Origin of the sequence: Bacillus sp. MYb78, from assembly GCF_002975115.1 — a bacterium.
Taxonomy (GTDB): domain Bacteria; phylum Bacillota; class Bacilli; order Bacillales; family Bacillaceae_G; genus Bacillus_A; species Bacillus_A cereus.
On the sequence record NZ_PCOB01000002.1, the window covers coordinates 473987 to 493928 of the forward strand.

The window sequence follows — 19942 nt, forward strand, 5'->3', positions numbered from 1 at the left end:
TTTATGTTACCCTTTATTTTTCGTTTTATTCGAAGTTTGTAATCTTTCATAAACAGTAGAAAGTGCTTGCTCAAATTTCCCTGTCGTTTTCGGTTTATAATATTGCTTGTTTTTTATTTTATCAGGTAAGTATTGTTGCCTTACCCAGCCATTTGGATGGTCGTGTGGATATAAATATCCAATGCCTCTTCCGAGTGATTCTGCGCCTTTGTAATGACTATCTTTTAAATGGCTTGGAATGTCACCTGTTTGACCGTTGCGTAAATCGTGTAATGCAGCATCAAGTGCTTTATAAGCTGAATTTGATTTTGGTGATAAGCATAGCTCTATAACGGCATTTGCAAGTGGGATGCGTGCTTCTGGGAATCCAACTCGTTCAGCTGATTCAATTGCAGCTAGTGTACGCGGTCCAGCTTGTGGGCTAGCAAGTCCAATATCTTCATAAGCCATAATAAGAAGGCGTCTGCCAATACTTTGTAAATCACCTGCTTCAATAAGGCGTGCTAAATAATGGAGCGCTGCATTTACATCACTTCCGCGTACTGATTTTTGAAATGCTGATAATACGTCATAATGAGCATCGCCGCCTTTGTCGTGAACGAAGCTCTTCTTTTGTAAGCATTCTTCTGCAATCTCGAGTGTGATTTCAGCCGCTTGATCGTCTGTAGTAAAGCTAGATAATACAGCAAGTTCAAGTGCGTTATAAGCGGAACGCATATCACCACCAGAGGCATTTGCAAAATGATGTAGTGCTTCATCTGTTACCGTTACAGCATATTCTCCAAGGCCTTTTTCTTTATCTTCTAAAGCTCTTTTTAACCCAATTAAAATATCATCTTCTGTTAGTGCGTGTAATTCGAAAATTTGACACCTGCTTCGAATAGCGGAGTTTATTGCATGGAATGGATTACTTGTCGTTGCACCAATTAAAGTAAGAAGTCCGCTTTCTAAGTGAGGTAATAGAAAGTCTTGCTTTGCTTTATCTAGACGGTGAACTTCATCTAAAATTAAAACGAGGTGTCGATGCATCTTTGCTTCTTGTACGACAACTTCCATATCTTTTTTATTGTGAGTAACAGCGTTTAATAGACGAAACGGGGTACCGGTACTTCCTGCAATTGCACTGGCAATGGATGTTTTTCCTGTACCTGGAGGACCGTATAAAATCATAGATTGAAAATGATTTGCTTGGACCATTCGCCATAAAATCTTTCCTTCACCAACTAAATGTTGTTGCCCAATAATTTCTTGAATATTTGTAGGGCGCATTCGATGTGCGAGTGGTTGTTTCATTTAGACCGTCTCCCTTAATATATAATCTCGTTCTATCGTATCATTTTTTTCTACGAAATTTGAAATAGGATGCTGTTTTATGGGAAAAATGAAGATGAATATTTTCATTTTTCTTTCAATTGTAATAATTTCCGAGTTTTTCAATGTGATTTTATGTTATCATTTTGATACACAAGTTGAAATTTCTTATAATACTATATTATGCTATAATTTCATAGGATTTTAAATTGTGTTCTTTTTATAAATAAGATATAACCAATAGAAGTGAAAATTTGAAAAGAGGTGCAAAATAGATGAAGATTTCAACAAAAGGCCGCTATGGCTTAACAATTATGATTGATCTTGCAAAAAAGTTTGGTGAAGGTCCAATTTCATTAAAATCAATTGCGCAGGCGCATGACTTATCCGAGCATTACTTAGAGCAATTAATTTCACCACTTCGTAACGCTCGTCTTGTAAAGAGTACGCGCGGGGCATATGGCGGATATGTATTATCTGATCAACCGGCTAACATTACAGCTGGGGATGTAATCCGTGTATTAGAGGGACCGATTAGTGTTGTAGAAATGATAGAAGAAGAAGAGCCAGCACAGCGCCAGTTATGGATGCGTGTTCGTGATGCCGTGCAAGAAGTGTTAGATAGTACAACGTTAGAAGATTTAGTACGTTATGAGGAAGAAAATCACGGGGGCTATATGTTTTACATTTAATTCCTTGTGAAACGATTTGGAAAGAAGGAGATTTAATGGAACGCATTTACTTAGATCATGCTGCGACATCTCCGACTCACCCAGAAGTGGTCGAAAAGATGATTCCATATATGACAGAAATATTCGGGAACCCGTCTAGTATTCACTTTTATGGACGTCAAACTCGTCACACAGTAGATGAGGCAAGACGAGTGTGTGCACGCAGCATTCATGCGAATCCGAATGAAATTATATTTACGAGCGGTGGTACAGAAGCTGATAATTTAGCGCTTATAGGTGTAGCACGTGCGAACCGTCATAAAGGTAACCACATAATAACGACGCAAATTGAACATCATGCGATTTTGCATACGTGCGAATTGTTAGAGCGTGAAGGGTTTGAAGTGACATATTTACCTGTCGATGAAACAGGACGCATTCAAGTTTCTGACATACAAAAGGCATTAACAGAAGAGACGATTCTTGTATCTGTTATGTTTGGGAATAATGAAGTAGGGACAATGCAACCAATTGTGGAAATAGGAAAGTTGCTAAAAGAGCATCAAGCTTATTTCCATACAGATGCGGTACAAGCTTACGGTTTAGTAGAAATTGACGTGAAAGAGTTTGGTATTGATTTATTATCAATTTCAGCTCATAAAATTAATGGGCCAAAAGGTGTAGGGTTCTTATTCGCTGGTGCAAATGTGAAATTTGAGCCGTTATTAATAGGTGGAGAGCAAGAAAGAAAACGCCGTGCTGGTACGGAAAATGTGCCTAGTATTGCTGGGCTTCAGCATGCAATTCTTATAGCTGAAAAAACTCGTGAGCAAAAAAATGCCCAATATGAAGAGTTTAAAGATATAATGGTATCTGTCTTCAAAAATGAAGGCATTACTTTCGAGGTAAACGGAAACTTAGAACATCGCTTACCGCATGTACTTAATGTAAGTTTTACAGGAATGAACATTGAACCGTTTCTTGTGAACTTAGACCTAGCTGGCATTGCAGTATCAAGTGGTTCTGCTTGTACAGCTGGTTCGATTGATCCATCACATGTATTAGTAGCGATGTTTGGAAAAGATTCCGATCAAATACGTTCATCCGTACGCTTTAGTTTTGGACTTGGAAATACGAAAGAGCAAATTGAAAAAGCGGCGTACGAAACAGTGAAAATCGTGAAGCGATTAACACAAAATTAGCATGGGAGGTGACATGATGAACAAACTACCTCACGAAACACGCGTTGTCATCGGAATGTCCGGTGGCGTCGATTCATCTGTAGCAGCACTTTTATTAAAAGAGCAAGGTTATGATGTAATCGGAATTTTTATGAAAAACTGGGATGATACAGATGAGAATGGTGTCTGCACAGCAACAGAAGATTACAATGATGTAATTGAAGTGTGTAACCAAATTGGTATTCCGTATTATGCAGTAAACTTTGAAAAACAATACTGGGATAAAGTATTTACGTACTTCTTAGATGAGTACCGAGCTGGTCGTACACCAAACCCAGATGTAATGTGTAATAAAGAAATTAAATTTAAAGCATTTTTAGAGCATGCAATTGCGCTTGGTGCCGATTATGTAGCAACAGGTCATTATGCACGCGTTGCTTATATGGACGGCGAATATAAAATGCTTCGCGGCGTTGATGACAATAAAGATCAAACATACTTCTTAAATCAATTAAGCCAAGAGCAATTATCAAAAACAATGTTCCCGTTAGGTGAACTGAAGAAACCACAAATTCGTGAAATGGCGAAAGAAGCTGGCTTAGCGACAGCGGCGAAAAAAGATAGTACAGGTATTTGCTTCATTGGTGAGCGTAACTTTAAAGATTTCTTAAGTAACTACTTACCAGCACAACCAGGTGTAATGCAAACATTATCTGGTGAAGTGAAAGGGAAGCATGACGGTTTAATGTATTATACAATTGGACAACGTCATGGTCTTGGAATTGGTGGTAATGGTGATCCATGGTTTGCTGTTGGAAAAAATCTAAAAGAAAACATTTTATATGTTGATCAAGGATTCCATAACGAACTTCTATATGGTGATGAAGTTATTGCTACGAATGTAGGATGGGTAAGTAACAAAGAAAAAGAAACAGAATTTAAGTGCACGGCGAAATTCCGTTATCGTCAAGAAGACAATAAAGTAACGGTTCAAATCGTTGATGAAAATACGGTTCGTATTCTTTGTGATGAGCCAATTCGTGCAATTACACCAGGACAAGCAGTCGTTTTCTATGATGGAGATGAGTGCTTAGGCGGTGCTACAATTGATGAAGTATACCGTAGTGGTAAGAAATTGGATTATTTAGGATAAATGAGAAGCCTCTGCCGATTAGCGGTTAGAGGTTTCTTTTACATAAAGCGAATTTTCGTTCGCTTGGAAAATACATTCTTTGTTATAATTTGTTGTAGAGGTGAAGGACATGTCAAACAAACTTGAAACAGGTATTCAATATATGCAAGAAGGAAATTGGGAAGAAGCGGCTAAAAATTTTACAGAAGCAATTGAAGAAAATCCGAAAGATGCGCTTGGATACATTAATTTTGCAAATTTATTAGACGTATTAGGTGATAGTGAGCGAGCGATTTTATTTTATAAACGTGCATTAGAGTTAGATGATAAATCTGCAGCTGCTTATTATGGCTTAGGAAACGTATATTATGGCCAAGAGCAATTTACTGAGGCGAAAGTTGTATTCGAACAAGCAATGCAAGCTGGATTACAATCAGCTGATGTAACATTTATGTTAGGTATTACACATGTACAGCTTGGAAATGATCGTCTTGCACTACCATTCTTACAAAGAGCAACAGAATTAGATGAAAACGATGTAGAAGCTGTATTCCAGTGCGGACTTTGCTTTGCGCGACTAGAACATATTCAAGAGGCGAAACCTTATTTTGAAAAGGTATTAGAAATGGATGAAGAGCATGCAGATGCGTATTACAATTTAGGTGTTGCTTACGTATTTGAAGAAAATAACGAGAAAGCTCTCGCTTTATTTAAGAAAGCAACTGAAATTCAGCCAGATCACTTTTTAGCTGGTAATGGCGTTCGTTTATTAGAGCAAGAAGCTGAATAAGATAAAAATATAGTTTAATGGGTAGTTATCCCTCATCTAAAAAGGTGGGGGATGTACTGCTCATTAAAGTGAAAATATCGGAAAGGAGAGGAAAGATGGGAAATCAACATGCAATGGATTTGTTTGAGGAAGAGAAAAAATTTATAAAAGCGCAAGTTCTTCATACCATTTTCCACAACGAAGAAAACCTCTATTCCGTTGTCAGTATGAAAGTCATTGAAACGAATGAAACGTATGACGAAAAGAAAGTAATGATAAACGGTCATTTTCCCCGCATGCATGAAGATGAAGTGTTTACATTGACAGGTCACTTTAAGGACCATCCAAAGTATGGAAAACAATATATGGTTGAAACATTTAAAAAAGAATTGCCGCAAACAAAAGCAGGTATGGTGCAATATTTAGCGAGTGATTTATTTAAAGGGATAGGAAAGCGTACAGCGGAAAAAATTGTGGATCATCTCGGGGAACATGCTATTTCTAAAATTATGGATGACCCTGAGGCGTTAAATGGTGTTGTTAACAAACAAAAGGCTCAGGAAATATATGAGACAATTGTTGAACATCAAGGATTAGAAAAAGTAATGAGCTTTTTAAATGGTTACGGTTTTGGAACGAAACTTTCTATTAAGATTTACCAGCAATATAAAGAGATGACATTAGAAGTGATTCGTAATAATCCGTATCAACTTATTGAAGAAGTGGACGGGATTGGTTTTGGACGAGCGGATGATATAGGGCGTGCGTTAGGGATATCGGGTAATCACGACGACCGTGTACGAGCGGGATGTTTTTACACATTAGAGAATGTCTCATTGCAACTTGGTCACGTTTATATGAGGAAAGATCAACTTGTAAGAGAAACGATGTCACTTTTAAACAATCAAGAAGGAAGAGTGACTGAAGAAGATATTATAGGTTGTATTGAAACGATGCAAAGTGAAGGGAAAGTTATCATAGAAGAAGAACGAGTGTATTTAGCAACTTTATTCTACTCTGAAAAAGGTGTTGTAAAGTCTATTCGTCGATTGATGAATCAAGAGGAAACACCTTCATTTCCTGAAGCAGAAGTGTTAAAAACATTAGGTGAAATTGAAGAACAGTTGAATGTACAATATGCACCGTTTCAGCAAGAAGCGATTCAAACGGCACTTCATAAACCGATGATGTTATTAACAGGTGGACCAGGAACAGGAAAAACAACCGTTATTAAAGGGATTGTTGAAATGTATGCGTCACTTCACGGATTATCGTTAAATCCGAATGAATACAGTGATGATAATCCATTTCCAATACTATTAACAGCTCCAACAGGAAGAGCAGCGAAGCGGATGAGTGAATCGACAGGACTTCCAGCTTGCACAATTCACCGTTTGCTTGGCTGGACGCCAGAAGGATCTTTCCAGCGTAATGAAACGGATCCTGTCCAAGGTAAGCTCCTTATTATCGATGAATTTTCAATGGTTGATATTTGGCTCGCAAATCAGCTATTTAAGTCGCTACCAACGAATATTCAAGTTATCGTTGTAGGTGATGAAGATCAGTTGCCATCTGTAGGACCTGGACAAGTATTAAAAGATTTATTAAATGCAGGTGCAGTTCCGACAGTGAAGCTTACTGAAATTTATCGTCAAGCAGAAGGCTCATCTGTTATTCAACTTGCCCATGCGATCAAAGACGGCACACTCCCGCCAGATTTAGCGCAAAATAAAAAAGATCGTTCGTTTATCAGCTGTACAGGGGCTCAAATTGTTGAGGTTGTGAAAAAAGTTTGCGAAAACGCTAAAACAAAAGGCTTTAGTGCAAGGGATGTTCAAGTATTAGCACCGATGTACCGCGGGCCTGCTGGTATTAATGTATTAAACGAAGCGCTGCAACAAGTATTTAACCCGAAAAGGGAAAAGAGTAAAGAAATCCAGTACGGTGATGTTGTATACCGAAGAGGCGATAAAGTACTGCAACTCGTTAATCAGCCGGAGAGCCAAGTGTTTAATGGGGATATCGGAGAAATTGTTTCGGTGTTTTATGCGAAAGAAAACGTTGAGCAACAAGATATGATTATCGTTTCATTTGATGGAATTGAGGTAACGTATACAAAGCCGGATTTAAATCAAATTACACATGCATATTGTTGTTCGATTCATAAATCACAAGGTAGTGAATTTCCGATTGTTATTATGCCGATTGTGAAAAGTTACAACCGTATGTTACGCCGTAATTTAATTTACACGGGCATTACAAGAAGTAAGAAGTTCCTTATTATTTGCGGGGAGGAAGTAGCTTTCCAATCTGGTGTAAATCGCCTTGATGATGCAATGCGTCAAACAACTTTAGCTAGTCGCTTGCAGGAATCACAAGGAGAAGTACAGATGGTCACAGTTAATGGCGAGGAAATGGACGTGGAAAACATTTCACCGTATGATTTCATGTAACAAGGTGAAATTATATAGTGAAACTTTCAAACGCATAGCGTTGAAAGGCTCCAGCAATGTATAAATGAATGCGGTTTGGACATAATGGCGAATAGAATCTGGGAGACTGTAAGGAGATGAAAGCCATATGTTCATTTGTCCAAATTGCAAAGGGAAAGACATTGGAAAAATAGGTGTCAACCAATTTTATTGCTGGAATTGTTATATCGAATTATCGGTTTCAAAGGGGAAAATCCATACGCATCAAGTTGAGGAAGATGGTTCATTAAGCTCTCTTGATGATTTATTTGATGAGAATGAAAGAACGATCGGATAACGAAAAGGGGGATTTACTTTGAATCTACGCAATTCATTAATCGCATTAGGTGTTGGAGCTGCAGCATATCAATATGCTCGTAAGCAAGATGTATTTTCAAAACGCAATATGAAAAAAGCACGTAAGATGATTAAGTCTTACTTATAATCATTTCGATAAAGTGAAAAACTCCCTTATAGACAAGGGAGTTTTTTTATGCACTCATATGCAAATAAAAAAGTCCAATTTCTGAGAAAAAATAAGATAGACCGTAACAGCCAACGCCAAGTATTCCATACTGCCATAATTGCTTCGCTTTTTCTTTACGTGAGGAACGAATAAAGAACCCCTTCCAAATACCAAAGCCGATACAAATCCATTCAAGAATCATAAAAAGTGCTGATAATCCAAGCATAAACAAAACCATAATTAGCCCTCCTGATTACATTATTTCATGCTGTATTCTCAGGGGTGGTTGTCCTTGTTATGTTATTTATATGTACGTCTTTAAAAAACAGTATGGTCCGTATGAAAAGATTTTAAAAGTTTCACACATAACCTAACCCATTTATTTTCAAAATAAAGGTGGAGGAGGTTTTTCATGTGAAGAATCTTAAAATCATTTGGATATATCGTTTAGGATTATTGTTACTTGTTTTTCTTTGTTTGCTCGTCTTTTTAAAAATTAAGCCACTATGGGCACCGATTATTTTTGTATTTAAAGTAGCAATTACGCCGTTTCTTATCGCCTGTTTTATTGCGTATTTATTGCACCCTTTAATTGAAAAAATTCATAAGGAAGGGATGCCCCGTACACTTGCCATTTTGCTCATTTATATCCTTTTCTTCGGCGGAATTGGTTATGGGATTTATAAAGGAACACCAGTCGTTATTAAACAGTTACAAGAGATTAATGAACAATTTCCGCAGTTTACAAGGATGTACGATTCGTGGATGGATGGCGTTACAGAACAAACAGCGAATTTCCCTTCGTTCATTCATGAAAAGGTGAAACAACTTTTTGTGGGTGTGGAAACGAAGATTCAAGCGCTTTTAAATAAAGTGATGAGTACAGCTCGTGGTGTACTCGATTCATTGCTCATTATTTTCTTAATACCGTTCATTGTATTTTACATATTAAAAGATTATGGTGAGTTTTATCATATCTTTTGGAAACTAGTCCCAAGTAAATGGCGAGGTACGGGGCAAATGCTTGCGAAAGAAATTGATAAGTCACTTGGAAGTTATATTCGAGGACAGTTATTTGTTTGTTTAGTATTAGGGGGAGTATCAGCTCTTTCTTTTTGGTTTATCGGTATGAAATATCCATTATTGCTTGGCATTATTATTGGGGTAACGGATATAATCCCGTACTTTGGTCCTATTTTAGGAGCGATCCCGACGTTAATGATTGCAGCAACAGTATCAACGAGTTTACTTATTAAGGCGGGGATTACGATTGCTATTTTGCAATTTGTGGAAAGTAACATTTTATCGCCTTACATTGTTGGTAAGTCACTTCGTATGCATCCTGTTATTATTATGCTTGCATTACTAGTTGGGGGGGAAGTAGCTGGTATTGTAGGGTTACTAATATCGGTTCCGATTTTAGCAGTTATTCGTACTGTCATTGTTCATGTGAGACCTCTCTTGAAAAAAGAAAATGTGTAAGTATAGAAGCCCTCTATGTAAGAAATAGAGGGCTAATCATATATTTATTTAGAAAGCTGCTCGTGTATCTTTTGAACGAGAGAGTTCACATCATTTGTTTGAATATGTTTTATTTTTTTCCATTCGTTATCATACATAAATACAATTTGATTGTTGAAAAGACGCTTTTGTTCTTTTAGATTAGAAATTTTTGCGAAAGAGTACTCTTCAAATATTGGATTCTTACTTACATCTGGCCCGTAAAAGAATAGCCTTTTGTTCGTTAAAATTAGCAATCCTGGCCTTGCGACGGAACGATAAATAAATATGTCTAATGAACATGCTGCGTAAAATAATATCGTTTCGTCAGTCGCTAATATGTTTTTAGCTTTGTTAAGTAAGGTTGTCATTGTGATCGCTCCTTTATTTTATTAACAATAATTTAATTATAGCAAAAAAGTAATATTTAGAAATTTTTATTAATTATTATTGTAAGGAGATTCCAATTTATTAATAAACGCATAATATATGAAAAGGCTGTTAAGAATGAATAGTAGAATACCTATGATTAATAAGCGATTAATACAATATAAATGATTATCTACATTGACAAACTTAAGAGAATTCTATTATATTTAGTCATATAATACATTAAATCAATGACGGAACAAGTACGTTACAGTCCATTTATAGAGAGAAGCTTCCATATGGCTGAAAGAAGCTTTAAATGAAGGGTAACAGAAAGCTAATCCTGAGAGCAGCTAATCACTGCCGTCTTGCCACGTTACGGCACCATGAGGTGATGAATTGATTGTTATTGTAATCAATTCATAATTAGGGTGGTATCGCGAGTTAACTCTCGTCCCTTTTATAGGGACGGGAGTTTTTTATATTTAAGGAGGAAAATACAATGAAACAACTAACAGGCGCACAAATTCGTCAAATGTTTTTAGACTTTTTCCAAGAAAAAGGACATGCAGTAGAACCTAGTGCATCACTAGTTCCACATGAAGATCCATCTCTTCTATGGATTAATAGTGGTGTAGCTACATTGAAAAAATATTTTGATGGACGTGTAATCCCACAAAATCCACGTATTACAAATGCTCAAAAATCAATTCGTACAAACGATATTGAAAACGTAGGGAAAACAGCTCGTCACCATACATTCTTTGAAATGTTAGGAAACTTCTCAATCGGTGATTACTTCAAAGAAGAAGCAATTACATGGGCTTGGGAATTCTTAACGAGCGACAAATGGATTGGATTCAATAAAGAATTACTATCAGTTACAATCCATCCAGAAGATGAAGAAGCATTCACAATTTGGAATGAGAAAATGGGTGTTCCAAAAGAGCGTATTATCCGCTTAGAAGAAAACTTCTGGGATATCGGTGAAGGGCCAAGTGGACCGAATACAGAGATTTTCTATGACCGCGGAGAAGCTTACGGTAATGACTTTAGTGACCCAGAATTATATCCAGGCGGAGAAAACGAGCGTTACTTAGAAGTATGGAACCTTGTATTCTCTCAATTTAACCATAATCCAGATGGTTCATATACACCACTTCCTAAGAAAAACATTGATACAGGGATGGGTCTAGAACGTATGACATCTATCGTTCAAGATGTGCCTACGAACTTTGATACAGATCTATTCATGCCGATGATTGGTGCAACAGAATCAATTTCTGGTGAGAAATATCGTAATGGCGATTTAGAAAAAGATATGGCATTTAAAGTAATTGCTGACCATATCCGTACAGTAACATTTGCTGTTGGTGACGGTGCTCTTCCTTCTAACGAAGGCCGTGGTTATGTATTACGTCGTTTATTACGCCGCGCTGTTCGTTATTCGAAGAAATTAAACATTAACCGTCCATTCATGTTTGAATTAGTACCGGTTGTTGGAGAAGTAATGAAAGACTTCTATCCAGAAGTACTTGAAAAGAAAGATTTCATTGCGAAAGTTGTGAAAAACGAAGAAGAGCGTTTCCATGAAACACTTCATGATGGTGAAGCAATTTTAGCTGAAGTTATTACAAAAGCAAAAGAAGAAAAAACAACTGTTATTTCTGGAGTAGATGCGTTCCGTCTATATGACACATACGGTTTCCCAATCGAATTAACAGAAGAATATGCAGAAGAAGCTGGTATGACAGTTGACCAAGAAGGCTTCGAAAATGAAATGGAAAAACAACGTGAGCGTGCACGTGCTGCTCGTCAAGACGTTGACTCAATGCAAGTTCAAGGCGGTGTACTTGGAGAAGTTAAAGTAGCGAGTGAGTTCGTTGGTTACGGTACAGTTGCAACAGAAAGTAACGTTGTTGCACTTGTGAAAAACGGCGAATACACAGACAGCTTACAAGCTGGTGAAGAAGGACAATTAATGCTTGATGTAACACCATTCTATGCTGAGAGCGGTGGACAAATTGCAGACCGTGGTTACCTTCTTGCTGATGGCGTGAAAGTTCTTGTAAAAGACGTGCAAAAAGCACCAAATGGTCAAAACTTACACAAAGTTGTTGTTGAAGAAGGTACATTAACGAAAGATGCGGCTGTGAAAGCTATTATCGATACGAAAAACCGTAGTAGCGTTGTGAAAAATCATACAGCAACTCACTTACTACACCAAGCATTAAAAGATGTACTTGGAACACACGTTAACCAAGCAGGTTCTCTTGTAACTTCTGAACGTTTACGCTTTGACTTCTCTCACTTCGGTCAAGTACAAGCTGACGAATTAGAAAAAATTGAACGTATGGTAAACGAGAAAATTTGGGAAAGTATTGATGTTGAGATTTCTCAAAAAGCAATCGAAGAAGCGAAAGAAATGGGCGCAATGGCATTATTCGGTGAAAAATACGGTGATGTTGTACGCGTTGTACAAGTTGGCGATTACAGCTTAGAGCTTTGTGGTGGTTGTCACGTTGATAATACAGCTTCTATCGGTATTTTCAAAATCGTTGCTGAGTCTGGTATCGGTGCAGGAACTCGTCGTATTGAAGCAGTAACTGGTAAGTCTGCATACGAATTAATGAACGATCAAGTAGGTTTATTAAAAGAAGCAGCAGGAAAAATGAAAACAAATCCGAAAGATATCTTAACAAGAGTTGATGGTCTATTTGCTGAAGTAAAACAACTTCAAAAAGAAAACGAATCTCTTGCTGCGAAATTAAGCAATATCGAAGCTGGAAACTTAACTGATTCTGTAATGACAGTTGATGGCGTAAATGTATTAGCAGCGAAAGTAAATGTTGCAGATATGAATAACTTACGTACGATGATGGATGATCTAAAAAATAAATTAGAGTCAGCAGTTGTTGTATTAGCGTCTGTTAATGACGATAAAGTAAACATCCTAGCAGGTGTAACGAAAGACTTAATTGGCCAAGGTTACCATGCTGGTAAACTTGTGAAAGAAGTAGCTTCTCGTTGCGGCGGTGGCGGTGGTGGCCGTCCTGATATGGCACAAGCAGGCGGTAAAAACCCAGCTCAAGTCGAAGAAGCTTTAGCATTTGTACAAGAGTACGTTAAATCTGTTTCAAAATAAAGAGATAGTAGTGTACAATGGTAGGGAGAGGAGAAGTTCTTCTCCCTATACTTACTATATAAGTGAGGTGCTTGAAATGGACGGTTTTGATAAAACAATGAAGTTTAGCATTCAAGATGAAAAACAGAGTGTCCATGTAAATGATGTACTTTTAACTGTGTATGATGCACTTCAAGAAAAAGGCTATAATCCGATTAACCAAATCGTCGGTTATTTATTAAGTGGAGACCCAGCATACATACCTCGCCATAAAGATGCACGTAGCATCGTTCGCAAGCTTGAACGTGATGAGATTATTGAAGAGCTTGTGAAGTCTTACTTGAAACATCATCGTGAGGAGTAGTTTATGCGGATATTAGGTTTAGATGTAGGTACAAAAACAGTCGGAGTTGCAATTAGCGACGAAATGGGCTGGACAGCACAAGGATTAGAAACAATTAAGATTAACGAAGAACGAGGTCACTTTGGTTTTGATCGTATTTCTGAGTTAGTAAAGCAGTACAATGTGGATAAAATAGTAGTAGGTTTACCTAAAAATATGAATGGTACAATTGGCCCACGTGGTGAAGCGTGCCAACAATTTGCAGAAAACCTACGAGAGCTGTTACAATTAGACGTTGTAATGTGGGACGAGCGTTTGTCAACGATGGCAGCGGAACGTCTACTCATTTCAGCTGATGTAAGTCGTAAGAAGCGAAAACAAGTAATCGATAAGATGGCTGCAGTCGTAATCTTACAAGGATTTTTAGATAGTAAATAAGAGGTGACCAAAATGGAAGAAAATCAAATTACAATTGTAGACGAAAAAGGTAACGAACATTTATGTGAAATTATTTTCACTTTTGATGCTGAAAAATTTGGTAAAAAATCATATGTAGTCTTCTCTCCAATCGGTGAAGTAGACGAAGATGGAGACCCAATTTATGATGCAATGGCTTATGAGCAAAATGAAGAAGAGGGCGGAAGCTTACTTCCAATCGAATCTGAAGAAGAGTGGGAAATGGTACAAGAAATGTTCAACACTCTTGCTGATGAGCAAGAAGCTGAATAATAGGTACTGAAAAGATGGACGACATACAGTCCATCTTTTTTTGTATTTATATGTAAAATGAAAGATTTTTTGTCGAAACTGTGTAAGTCTTTGTAGTATAATGAGACGGATTGTAGAAAAATAAAGTGTCTATTAAAAAAGATAAGTGAATTTGTTGCGTTTTTACATTGTGCTGTATAGAAAGGTGTACATACGGTCTACAATTAAGTAAGGAGGAAATGTTTTGATAGAGAATCAAGTGAAAAAGAAGCGTAGACGCATCTTTTTATTTTCGATTATTGCACTGCTTTTAGTTTGTGGTTCAGTCTATGCGTATATTTCATCCGCATTAGGACCAGTTGATAGCGGGAATAAAAAAGAGATTGAAGTAGAAATTCCGAAAGGATCATCTACAAGTAAAATTGGAGAAATTTTAGAAGAAAAAGGCGCTGTAAAAAACGGTACAGTTTTTAGTTTTTATACAAAGGCTAAATCGAAAAGTTTACAAGCAGGTACATATTTATTAAACCCTTCAATGAATGCTGAAGATGTGATCGAACAAATGTCATCTGGCAACGTGCATCGTCCAGCTCTTTATAAAGTGACGATTAAAGAAGGGGCGCAAGTAACTGAAATTGCAGAAACGATTGCGACAGAACTAAAGTGGAATAAAGATGATGTTACGCGTCAATTAAACGATAAAGCATTTATTCAAAAAATGCAGCAAAAGTATCCGAAGTTATTAACGGATAAAATCTTTGATAGTAATATTAAATACCCATTAGAAGGTTATTTATATCCTGCAACGTATTCGTTTTATAAGAAAGATACAACGTTAGAAGAAATTGTAATTCCGATGCTTGAGAAAACAAATGCAATCATTGTTCAAAATGAGGCGAAAATGAAAGCGAAGAACTGGGATGTTCATCAGCTTTTAACATTATCTTCACTTATTGAAGAAGAGGCAACTGGTTTTACAGATCGTCAAAAGATCGCTAGTGTCTTTTATAATCGTTTAGCAAAAGGTATGCCGCTTCAAACGGATCCAACGGTATTATATGCACTTGGAAAGCATAAACAACGTGTATTATACGAAGACTTAAAGGTCAACTCACCGTACAATACGTATGTTGTAAAAGGATTGCCGGTAGGGCCGATCGCAAACTCTGGTAAACATTCAGTGGAAGCTGCGTTAGAACCTGCGCAAACAGATTATTATTATTTCTTAGCTGCACCAAGTGGTGAAGTGTACTATGCGAAAACATTAGAAGAGCATAATGCATTAAAGCAAAAATACATTACGAAAAAACAGTGAAATGGGGAGGGATAGCGAAAAAAGTCGCACATCCCTCTTTTTTGTGGTAAAATATATCGGGTTAAAAACTGGCAGAAGAATCGTTTTTAATATCAAAACGGGACGTACAAGCTAAGGGTAAAGCTGGCTTGTATTTTTATTGCATTCTATGTGGGAAAAGACGTCATAGAGGCACTTCTCCATGTAAATAAGGAGGACCATTTATGGAGGATGCAGTTAACGAGTACCTATTATCATTTATTGATCCGAAAGATAAATTAATTCTTGAAATGGAAGAATATGCAACAGAAAATCATGTGCCGATTATGGATCGACTTGGAATGGAATTTATGCTGCAATTTTTACGTTTAATTGGACCGAAAAGCATTTTAGAACTTGGAACAGCAATCGGTTATTCTAGTATTCGTATGATGCAAGCTATTCCAAATTCACGTATTGTGACAGTTGAGCGCAATCGTGAGCGATATGAAAAAGCACTTGAATATATAGAACGTTCCCCAGTAACAGATCGTATTTCAGTTATTTACGGTGATGCGTTAGAGACAGGTGAACAAGTAAAAGAACACGGGACATTTGACGTTATTTTTATTGATGCAGCAAAAGGACAGTATCGTCGCTTTTTTGACTTATATGAACCGTTATTAAATCCTGGTGGCGTAATTATTTCAGATAATGTTATGTACCATGGTCTTGTAACGACAAAAGAGAAGATTGAAAACAGACGTACACGTGGTTTAATCCGTCGTATTAAGACGTACAATGAGTGGCTTATGAACCATGAAGGATATGATACAACGATTTTCCCAATTGGTGATGGAGTAGCTGTTAGTAAAAAGAGAGGGTGACCAAGGTATGAAGAAACCTGAATTGTTAGTAACGCCAAGAGCGGTGGCGGATATCGAACTTCTTGCGAAAGCAGGAGCAGATGCGGTAATGATCGGTGAGCAAAAGTTTGGTTTACGTTTAGCAGGGGAGTTTTCACGTGAAGATGTAAAACAAACTGTGAAGATTGCGCATGAAAATGGTGTGAAAGTATACGTAGCAATGAACGCTATGTTCCACAACGATAAAGTAGAAGAATTAACAGATTACGTTTCATTTTTAAATGAAGTAAATGTAGATGCAATTGTTTTCGGAGATCCAGCAGTATTAATGGCTGTTCGCGAAGTAGCGCCAAATATGCAGTTGCACTGGAATACAGAAACGACAGCAACGAATTGGTTCACTTGTAATTACTGGGGACAAAGAGGAGCGAAGCGTGCTGTATTAGCTCGTGAGCTGAGCTTAGATGAAATTGTTGATTTAAAAGAAAATGCTGAAGTGGAACTAGAAGTACAAATTCACGGTATGACTTGTATGTTCCAATCGAAGCGTTCATTAGTAGGAAACTACTTTGAGTATCAAGGACGTAATCTTGACATTGAAAAGAAAAAATATGAAGAGAATATGTTCTTATATGACCCAGAGCGTAATAATAAATATCCAATCTATGAAGATGAAAATGGTACTCATATTATGAGTCCGAACGATATTTGTTTCATCGATGAATTAGAGGAACTAATCGAAGCTGAAGTTGACAGCTTAAAAATCGATGGTGTACTAAAAAGTTCTGAATACATTATTGAAGTAACGAAGAAATATCGTCAAGCGATTGATTTATGCGTAGAAGATCGTGATGCGTATTATGACGTGAAAGATGCTCTATATAAAGAAATAGAAGAAATGCAACCAGTAAATCGTCCGTTAGACACAGGATTCTTCTTTAAAGAAACGGTTTACTAAACGAGGAGGGTGTAGGAAATGACTGTACAAGAAATTTCACGAGTGATCGATGGCAAGCGCGTTATTGTGAAGAAACCTGAACTGTTAATCCCTGCGGGTAACTTAGAAAAATTAAAAGTAGCTATCCATTATGGGGCAGATGCTGTATATTTAGGTGGACAAGAATTTGGTCTTCGTTCGAATGCAGGTAACTTTACGCTGGAAGATATGGCAGAAGGCGTTGAATTTGCAAAGAAATATGGAGCGAAAATATATGTAACAACAAATATTTTCGCACATAATGAAAATATGGACGGGCTAGAGGAATATTTAAAAGGGATTGAAAAAGCTGGCGTAACGGGAATTATCGTTGCTGATCCGCTTATCATTGAGACGTGTAAACGTGTAGCGCCTTCTGTTGAGGTGCATTTAAGCACACAGCAATCACTATCCAACTGGAAAGCAGCACAGTATTGGAAAGAAGAAGGTTTACATCGTCTTGTATTAGCTCGTGAAGCAAGCTATGAAGAAATGAAAGAAATTAAAGACAAAGTGGATATTGAAATTGAAGCATTCGTCCATGGTGCAATGTGTATCGCATATTCAGGAAGATGTACACTAAGTAACCATATGACAGCGCGTGACTCTAATCGTGGCGGTTGTTGCCAATCTTGCCGCTGGGATTATGATTTAGTTCAAACAGTATCACAACATAAAGATGCAAAAGAGCTTCCTCTATTCCAAGAAGAAGATGCTCACTTTGCGATGAGTCCAAAAGATTTAAATTTAATTTTATCAATTCCGAAAATGATTGAAATTGGAATCGATAGTTTAAAGGTAGAAGGACGTATGAAATCAATCCATTACGTAGCGACTGTAGCAACTGTATATCGTAAAGTAATTGATGCTTATTGTGCGGATCCGGATAACTTTGAGTTTAAACAAGAATGGTTAGATGAGCTTGATAAATGTGCAAATCGTGATACAGCTCCTGCATTCTTTGAAGGGGTTCCAGGACATCAAGAGCAAATGTTTGGAAATCATAGTAAGAAAACAACGTATGATTTTGCTGGTTTAGTGTTAGATTATAATGAAGAAACGGGCATCGTAACGCTTGAGCAACGTAATCATTTCAAACCAGGACATGAAGTGGAGTTCTTTGGACCAGAAATAGAAAACTTTACGCAGACGGTGGAGAAAATTTGGGATGAGGATGGAAACGAATTAGATGCAGCGAGACATCCGTTGCAAATCGTGAAATTCAAAGTGGATCAACCAGTGTATGTGAATAATATGATGCGCAAAAGCATACTTCAATAAGAAAGAGTGGTAGTCGAATGGGGACGAATAAGCCTGTTGTAATTGGAATCGCTGGTGGTTCAGGATCAGGAAAAACAAGTGTAACGAAAGCGATTTTTGACCATTTTAAAGGTCATTCCATTTTAATCTTGGAGCAAGATTATTATTACAAAGATCAAAGCCATTTACCAATGGAAGAGCGTTTAAAAACAAATTATGATCATCCGCTTGCGTTTGATAATGATCTGTTAATTGAACATTTGCAGCAGTTGCTTGCATATGAGCAAATTGATAAGCCTGTATATGACTATACATTGCATACGCGTTCAGAAGAAATTATTCCAGTTGAGCCGAAAGATGTAATTATTTTAGAAGGAATTCTTATTTTAGAAGACCCACGTCTTTGTGAGTTGATGGACATTAAGTTATTCGTTGATACAGATGCTGACCTTCGTATTCTGCGCCGCATGCAGCGTGATATTAAAGAGCGCGGTCGTACGATGGATTCAGTTATTGATCAGTACGTAACTGTTGTACGTCCAATGCACAATCAATTTATTGAGCCTTCTAAGAAGTTTGCGGATATTATTATCCCTGAAGGTGGACAAAACCATGTTGCAATTGATATTATGGTGACAAAAATTGCAACAATTCTTGAACAAAAAGTAAATTTGTAATAGCATAGTAAAAGATATACGGTAGGAAGGGATTTTTTCCCTTCCCATCGAATACAATGAAACATGCAACCTCATCTATATATAGGTGAGGGCATATTTATATCAACTTTCCATACATATCTTCTTTATATAAAGAAGAATTGGAAATACGGGGTTGTATGTGACAACTCCGCTAGTGCGAGGGTACTAGAAACCTCCGCTAACAATGGAAGCGGAGGAGTTTTCATATGGAACTCCTCTTTTTTTCGGGGGATTGGTATATAAAAGGAGTGGAAAATATGTCAACAGAAAAAACATACCCTATGACGCAAGAGGGTAAGCAAAAACTAGAGAACGAACTTGAGCAATTAAAAACAGTAAGACGTAAAGAAGTAGTAGAACGTATTAAAATCGCACGTAGCTTCGGGGACCTTTCTGAGAACTCTGAGTACGATGCAGCAAAAGATGAGCAAGCGTTCGTAGAAGGACGTATTACACAATTAGAAAATATGATTCGTAATGCAGTTATCATTAAAGATACTGGCGAAGTATCAACTGTTGTTACATTAGGTAAAACAGTAACATTTAAAGAATTACCAAACGGAGATGAAGAAGCGTACACAATCGTAGGTAGCGCGGAAGCTGATCCATTTGAAGGAAGAATTTCTAACGATTCTCCAATCGCAAAAAGCTTATTAGGTAAGCAAATTGGTGAGAAAGTAACAATCCAAACACCAGGCGGGGAAATGCAAGTAGAGATTGTCTCTGTAAAATAATAAAAAAATCACTCGTGTAAAAACGAGTGATTTTTTTATTTGTATAAAAGATGAAACACTCCGTCCAAACTATAATAGACGAGGTGTTTT

General features: G+C 37.2%; 21 protein-coding genes and 1 other annotated feature. Of the genes, 18 read left to right on the forward strand and 3 right to left on the reverse strand.

Annotated elements, in window-relative coordinates:
* Window positions 1–6 precede the first annotated feature (6 nt).
* Window positions 7–1293 carry a replication-associated recombination protein A gene (locus tag CQ064_RS06415; protein ID WP_000812919.1) on the reverse strand — a complete coding sequence of 429 codons (1287 nt, stop codon included), beginning with the start codon at window positions 1291–1293 and terminating at the stop codon, window positions 7–9.
* A 293-nt stretch (window positions 1294–1586) separates the two neighbouring features.
* Between CQ064_RS06415 and cymR the strand changes: the two genes are divergently transcribed.
* From cymR to CQ064_RS06450, 7 genes are all read left to right on the forward strand, one after another.
* A complete protein-coding gene (gene cymR, locus CQ064_RS06420) occupies window positions 1587–2003 on the forward strand; it encodes a cysteine metabolism transcriptional regulator CymR (protein WP_000704116.1) in 417 nt (138 codons plus the stop codon).
* Between the two features lie 35 nt (window positions 2004–2038).
* On the forward strand, window positions 2039–3184 hold the full coding sequence (locus tag CQ064_RS06425; RefSeq protein ID WP_000439889.1) for a cysteine desulfurase family protein: 1146 nt from the start codon (window positions 2039–2041) through the stop codon (window positions 3182–3184).
* Window positions 3185–3200: 16 nt separating this feature from the next.
* On the forward strand, window positions 3201–4316 hold the full coding sequence (gene mnmA, locus CQ064_RS06430) for a tRNA 2-thiouridine(34) synthase MnmA (protein ID WP_001038010.1): 1116 nt from the start codon (window positions 3201–3203) through the stop codon (window positions 4314–4316).
* Window positions 4317–4425: 109 nt separating this feature from the next.
* Window positions 4426–5085, forward strand: coding sequence for a tetratricopeptide repeat protein (locus CQ064_RS06435; protein ID WP_000066411.1), 660 nt, complete (start codon window positions 4426–4428; stop codon window positions 5083–5085).
* 95 nt (window positions 5086–5180) lie between these two features.
* Complete coding sequence (recD2, locus tag CQ064_RS06440) at window positions 5181–7517, forward strand: SF1B family DNA helicase RecD2 (protein WP_000528080.1); 2337 nt, start codon at window positions 5181–5183, stop codon at window positions 7515–7517.
* A 127-nt stretch (window positions 7518–7644) separates the two neighbouring features.
* Window positions 7645–7833: a hypothetical protein gene (locus tag CQ064_RS06445; RefSeq protein ID WP_000469281.1), complete on the forward strand. Its 189-nt coding sequence runs from the start codon at window positions 7645–7647 to the stop codon at window positions 7831–7833.
* A gap of 18 nt (window positions 7834–7851) precedes the next feature.
* A complete protein-coding gene (locus CQ064_RS06450) occupies window positions 7852–7980 on the forward strand; it encodes a YrzQ family protein (RefSeq protein WP_001053553.1) in 129 nt (42 codons plus the stop codon).
* Between the two features lie 46 nt (window positions 7981–8026).
* Here the strand turns inward: CQ064_RS06450 and CQ064_RS06455 are convergent, their stop codons facing one another.
* Window positions 8027–8239: a hypothetical protein gene (locus CQ064_RS06455; RefSeq protein ID WP_000242538.1), complete on the reverse strand. Its 213-nt coding sequence runs from the start codon at window positions 8237–8239 to the stop codon at window positions 8027–8029.
* Window positions 8240–8415: 176 nt separating this feature from the next.
* Between CQ064_RS06455 and CQ064_RS06460 the strand changes: the two genes are divergently transcribed.
* Entirely contained in the window at window positions 8416–9483 is a 1068-nt protein-coding gene (locus CQ064_RS06460; protein ID WP_000793132.1) for an AI-2E family transporter, read from the forward strand.
* Between the two features lie 44 nt (window positions 9484–9527).
* Here the strand turns inward: CQ064_RS06460 and CQ064_RS06465 are convergent, their stop codons facing one another.
* The gene (locus tag CQ064_RS06465; protein ID WP_000209465.1) at window positions 9528–9872 is read right to left on the reverse strand and encodes a PH domain-containing protein; all 345 of its coding nucleotides are present in this window, start codon (window positions 9870–9872) and stop codon (window positions 9528–9530) included.
* 240 nt (window positions 9873–10112) lie between these two features.
* Window positions 10113–10332 (forward strand) — a binding site (T-box leader).
* Window positions 10333–10372: 40 nt separating this feature from the next.
* Here CQ064_RS06465 and alaS point away from each other — a divergent pair.
* The 10 genes from alaS to greA all read left to right on the forward strand — a co-directional run bounded on the left by alaS (window position 10373) and on the right by greA (window position 19852).
* A complete protein-coding gene (gene alaS, locus CQ064_RS06470) occupies window positions 10373–13015 on the forward strand; it encodes an alanine--tRNA ligase (RefSeq protein ID WP_000811849.1) in 2643 nt (880 codons plus the stop codon).
* Window positions 13016–13091: 76 nt separating this feature from the next.
* Complete coding sequence (locus tag CQ064_RS06475) at window positions 13092–13358, forward strand: IreB family regulatory phosphoprotein (RefSeq protein WP_000348591.1); 267 nt, start codon at window positions 13092–13094, stop codon at window positions 13356–13358.
* Window positions 13359–13361: 3 nt separating this feature from the next.
* Window positions 13362–13775 carry a Holliday junction resolvase RuvX gene (gene ruvX, locus CQ064_RS06480; RefSeq protein WP_001221193.1) on the forward strand — a complete coding sequence of 138 codons (414 nt, stop codon included), beginning with the start codon at window positions 13362–13364 and terminating at the stop codon, window positions 13773–13775.
* A 12-nt stretch (window positions 13776–13787) separates the two neighbouring features.
* Complete coding sequence (locus CQ064_RS06485; RefSeq protein WP_000392245.1) at window positions 13788–14066, forward strand: DUF1292 domain-containing protein; 279 nt, start codon at window positions 13788–13790, stop codon at window positions 14064–14066.
* Between the two features lie 223 nt (window positions 14067–14289).
* On the forward strand, window positions 14290–15360 hold the full coding sequence (gene mltG / locus CQ064_RS06490; RefSeq protein ID WP_000572135.1) for an endolytic transglycosylase MltG: 1071 nt from the start codon (window positions 14290–14292) through the stop codon (window positions 15358–15360).
* A gap of 203 nt (window positions 15361–15563) precedes the next feature.
* On the forward strand, window positions 15564–16205 hold the full coding sequence (locus CQ064_RS06495; RefSeq protein ID WP_000389102.1) for an O-methyltransferase: 642 nt from the start codon (window positions 15564–15566) through the stop codon (window positions 16203–16205).
* A 7-nt stretch (window positions 16206–16212) separates the two neighbouring features.
* Complete coding sequence (locus CQ064_RS06500) at window positions 16213–17142, forward strand: peptidase U32 family protein (RefSeq protein ID WP_000742793.1); 930 nt, start codon at window positions 16213–16215, stop codon at window positions 17140–17142.
* An 18-nt stretch (window positions 17143–17160) separates the two neighbouring features.
* Window positions 17161–18441: a peptidase U32 family protein gene (locus tag CQ064_RS06505; protein ID WP_000217961.1), complete on the forward strand. Its 1281-nt coding sequence runs from the start codon at window positions 17161–17163 to the stop codon at window positions 18439–18441.
* A gap of 17 nt (window positions 18442–18458) precedes the next feature.
* Complete coding sequence (udk, locus tag CQ064_RS06510; protein ID WP_000537080.1) at window positions 18459–19097, forward strand: uridine kinase; 639 nt, start codon at window positions 18459–18461, stop codon at window positions 19095–19097.
* 278 nt (window positions 19098–19375) lie between these two features.
* Window positions 19376–19852 (forward strand): transcription elongation factor GreA, encoded by a 477-nt coding sequence (gene greA, locus CQ064_RS06515; protein WP_000102591.1) that lies wholly within the window; start codon window positions 19376–19378, stop codon window positions 19850–19852.
* Window positions 19853–19942: the final 90 nt, after the last annotated feature.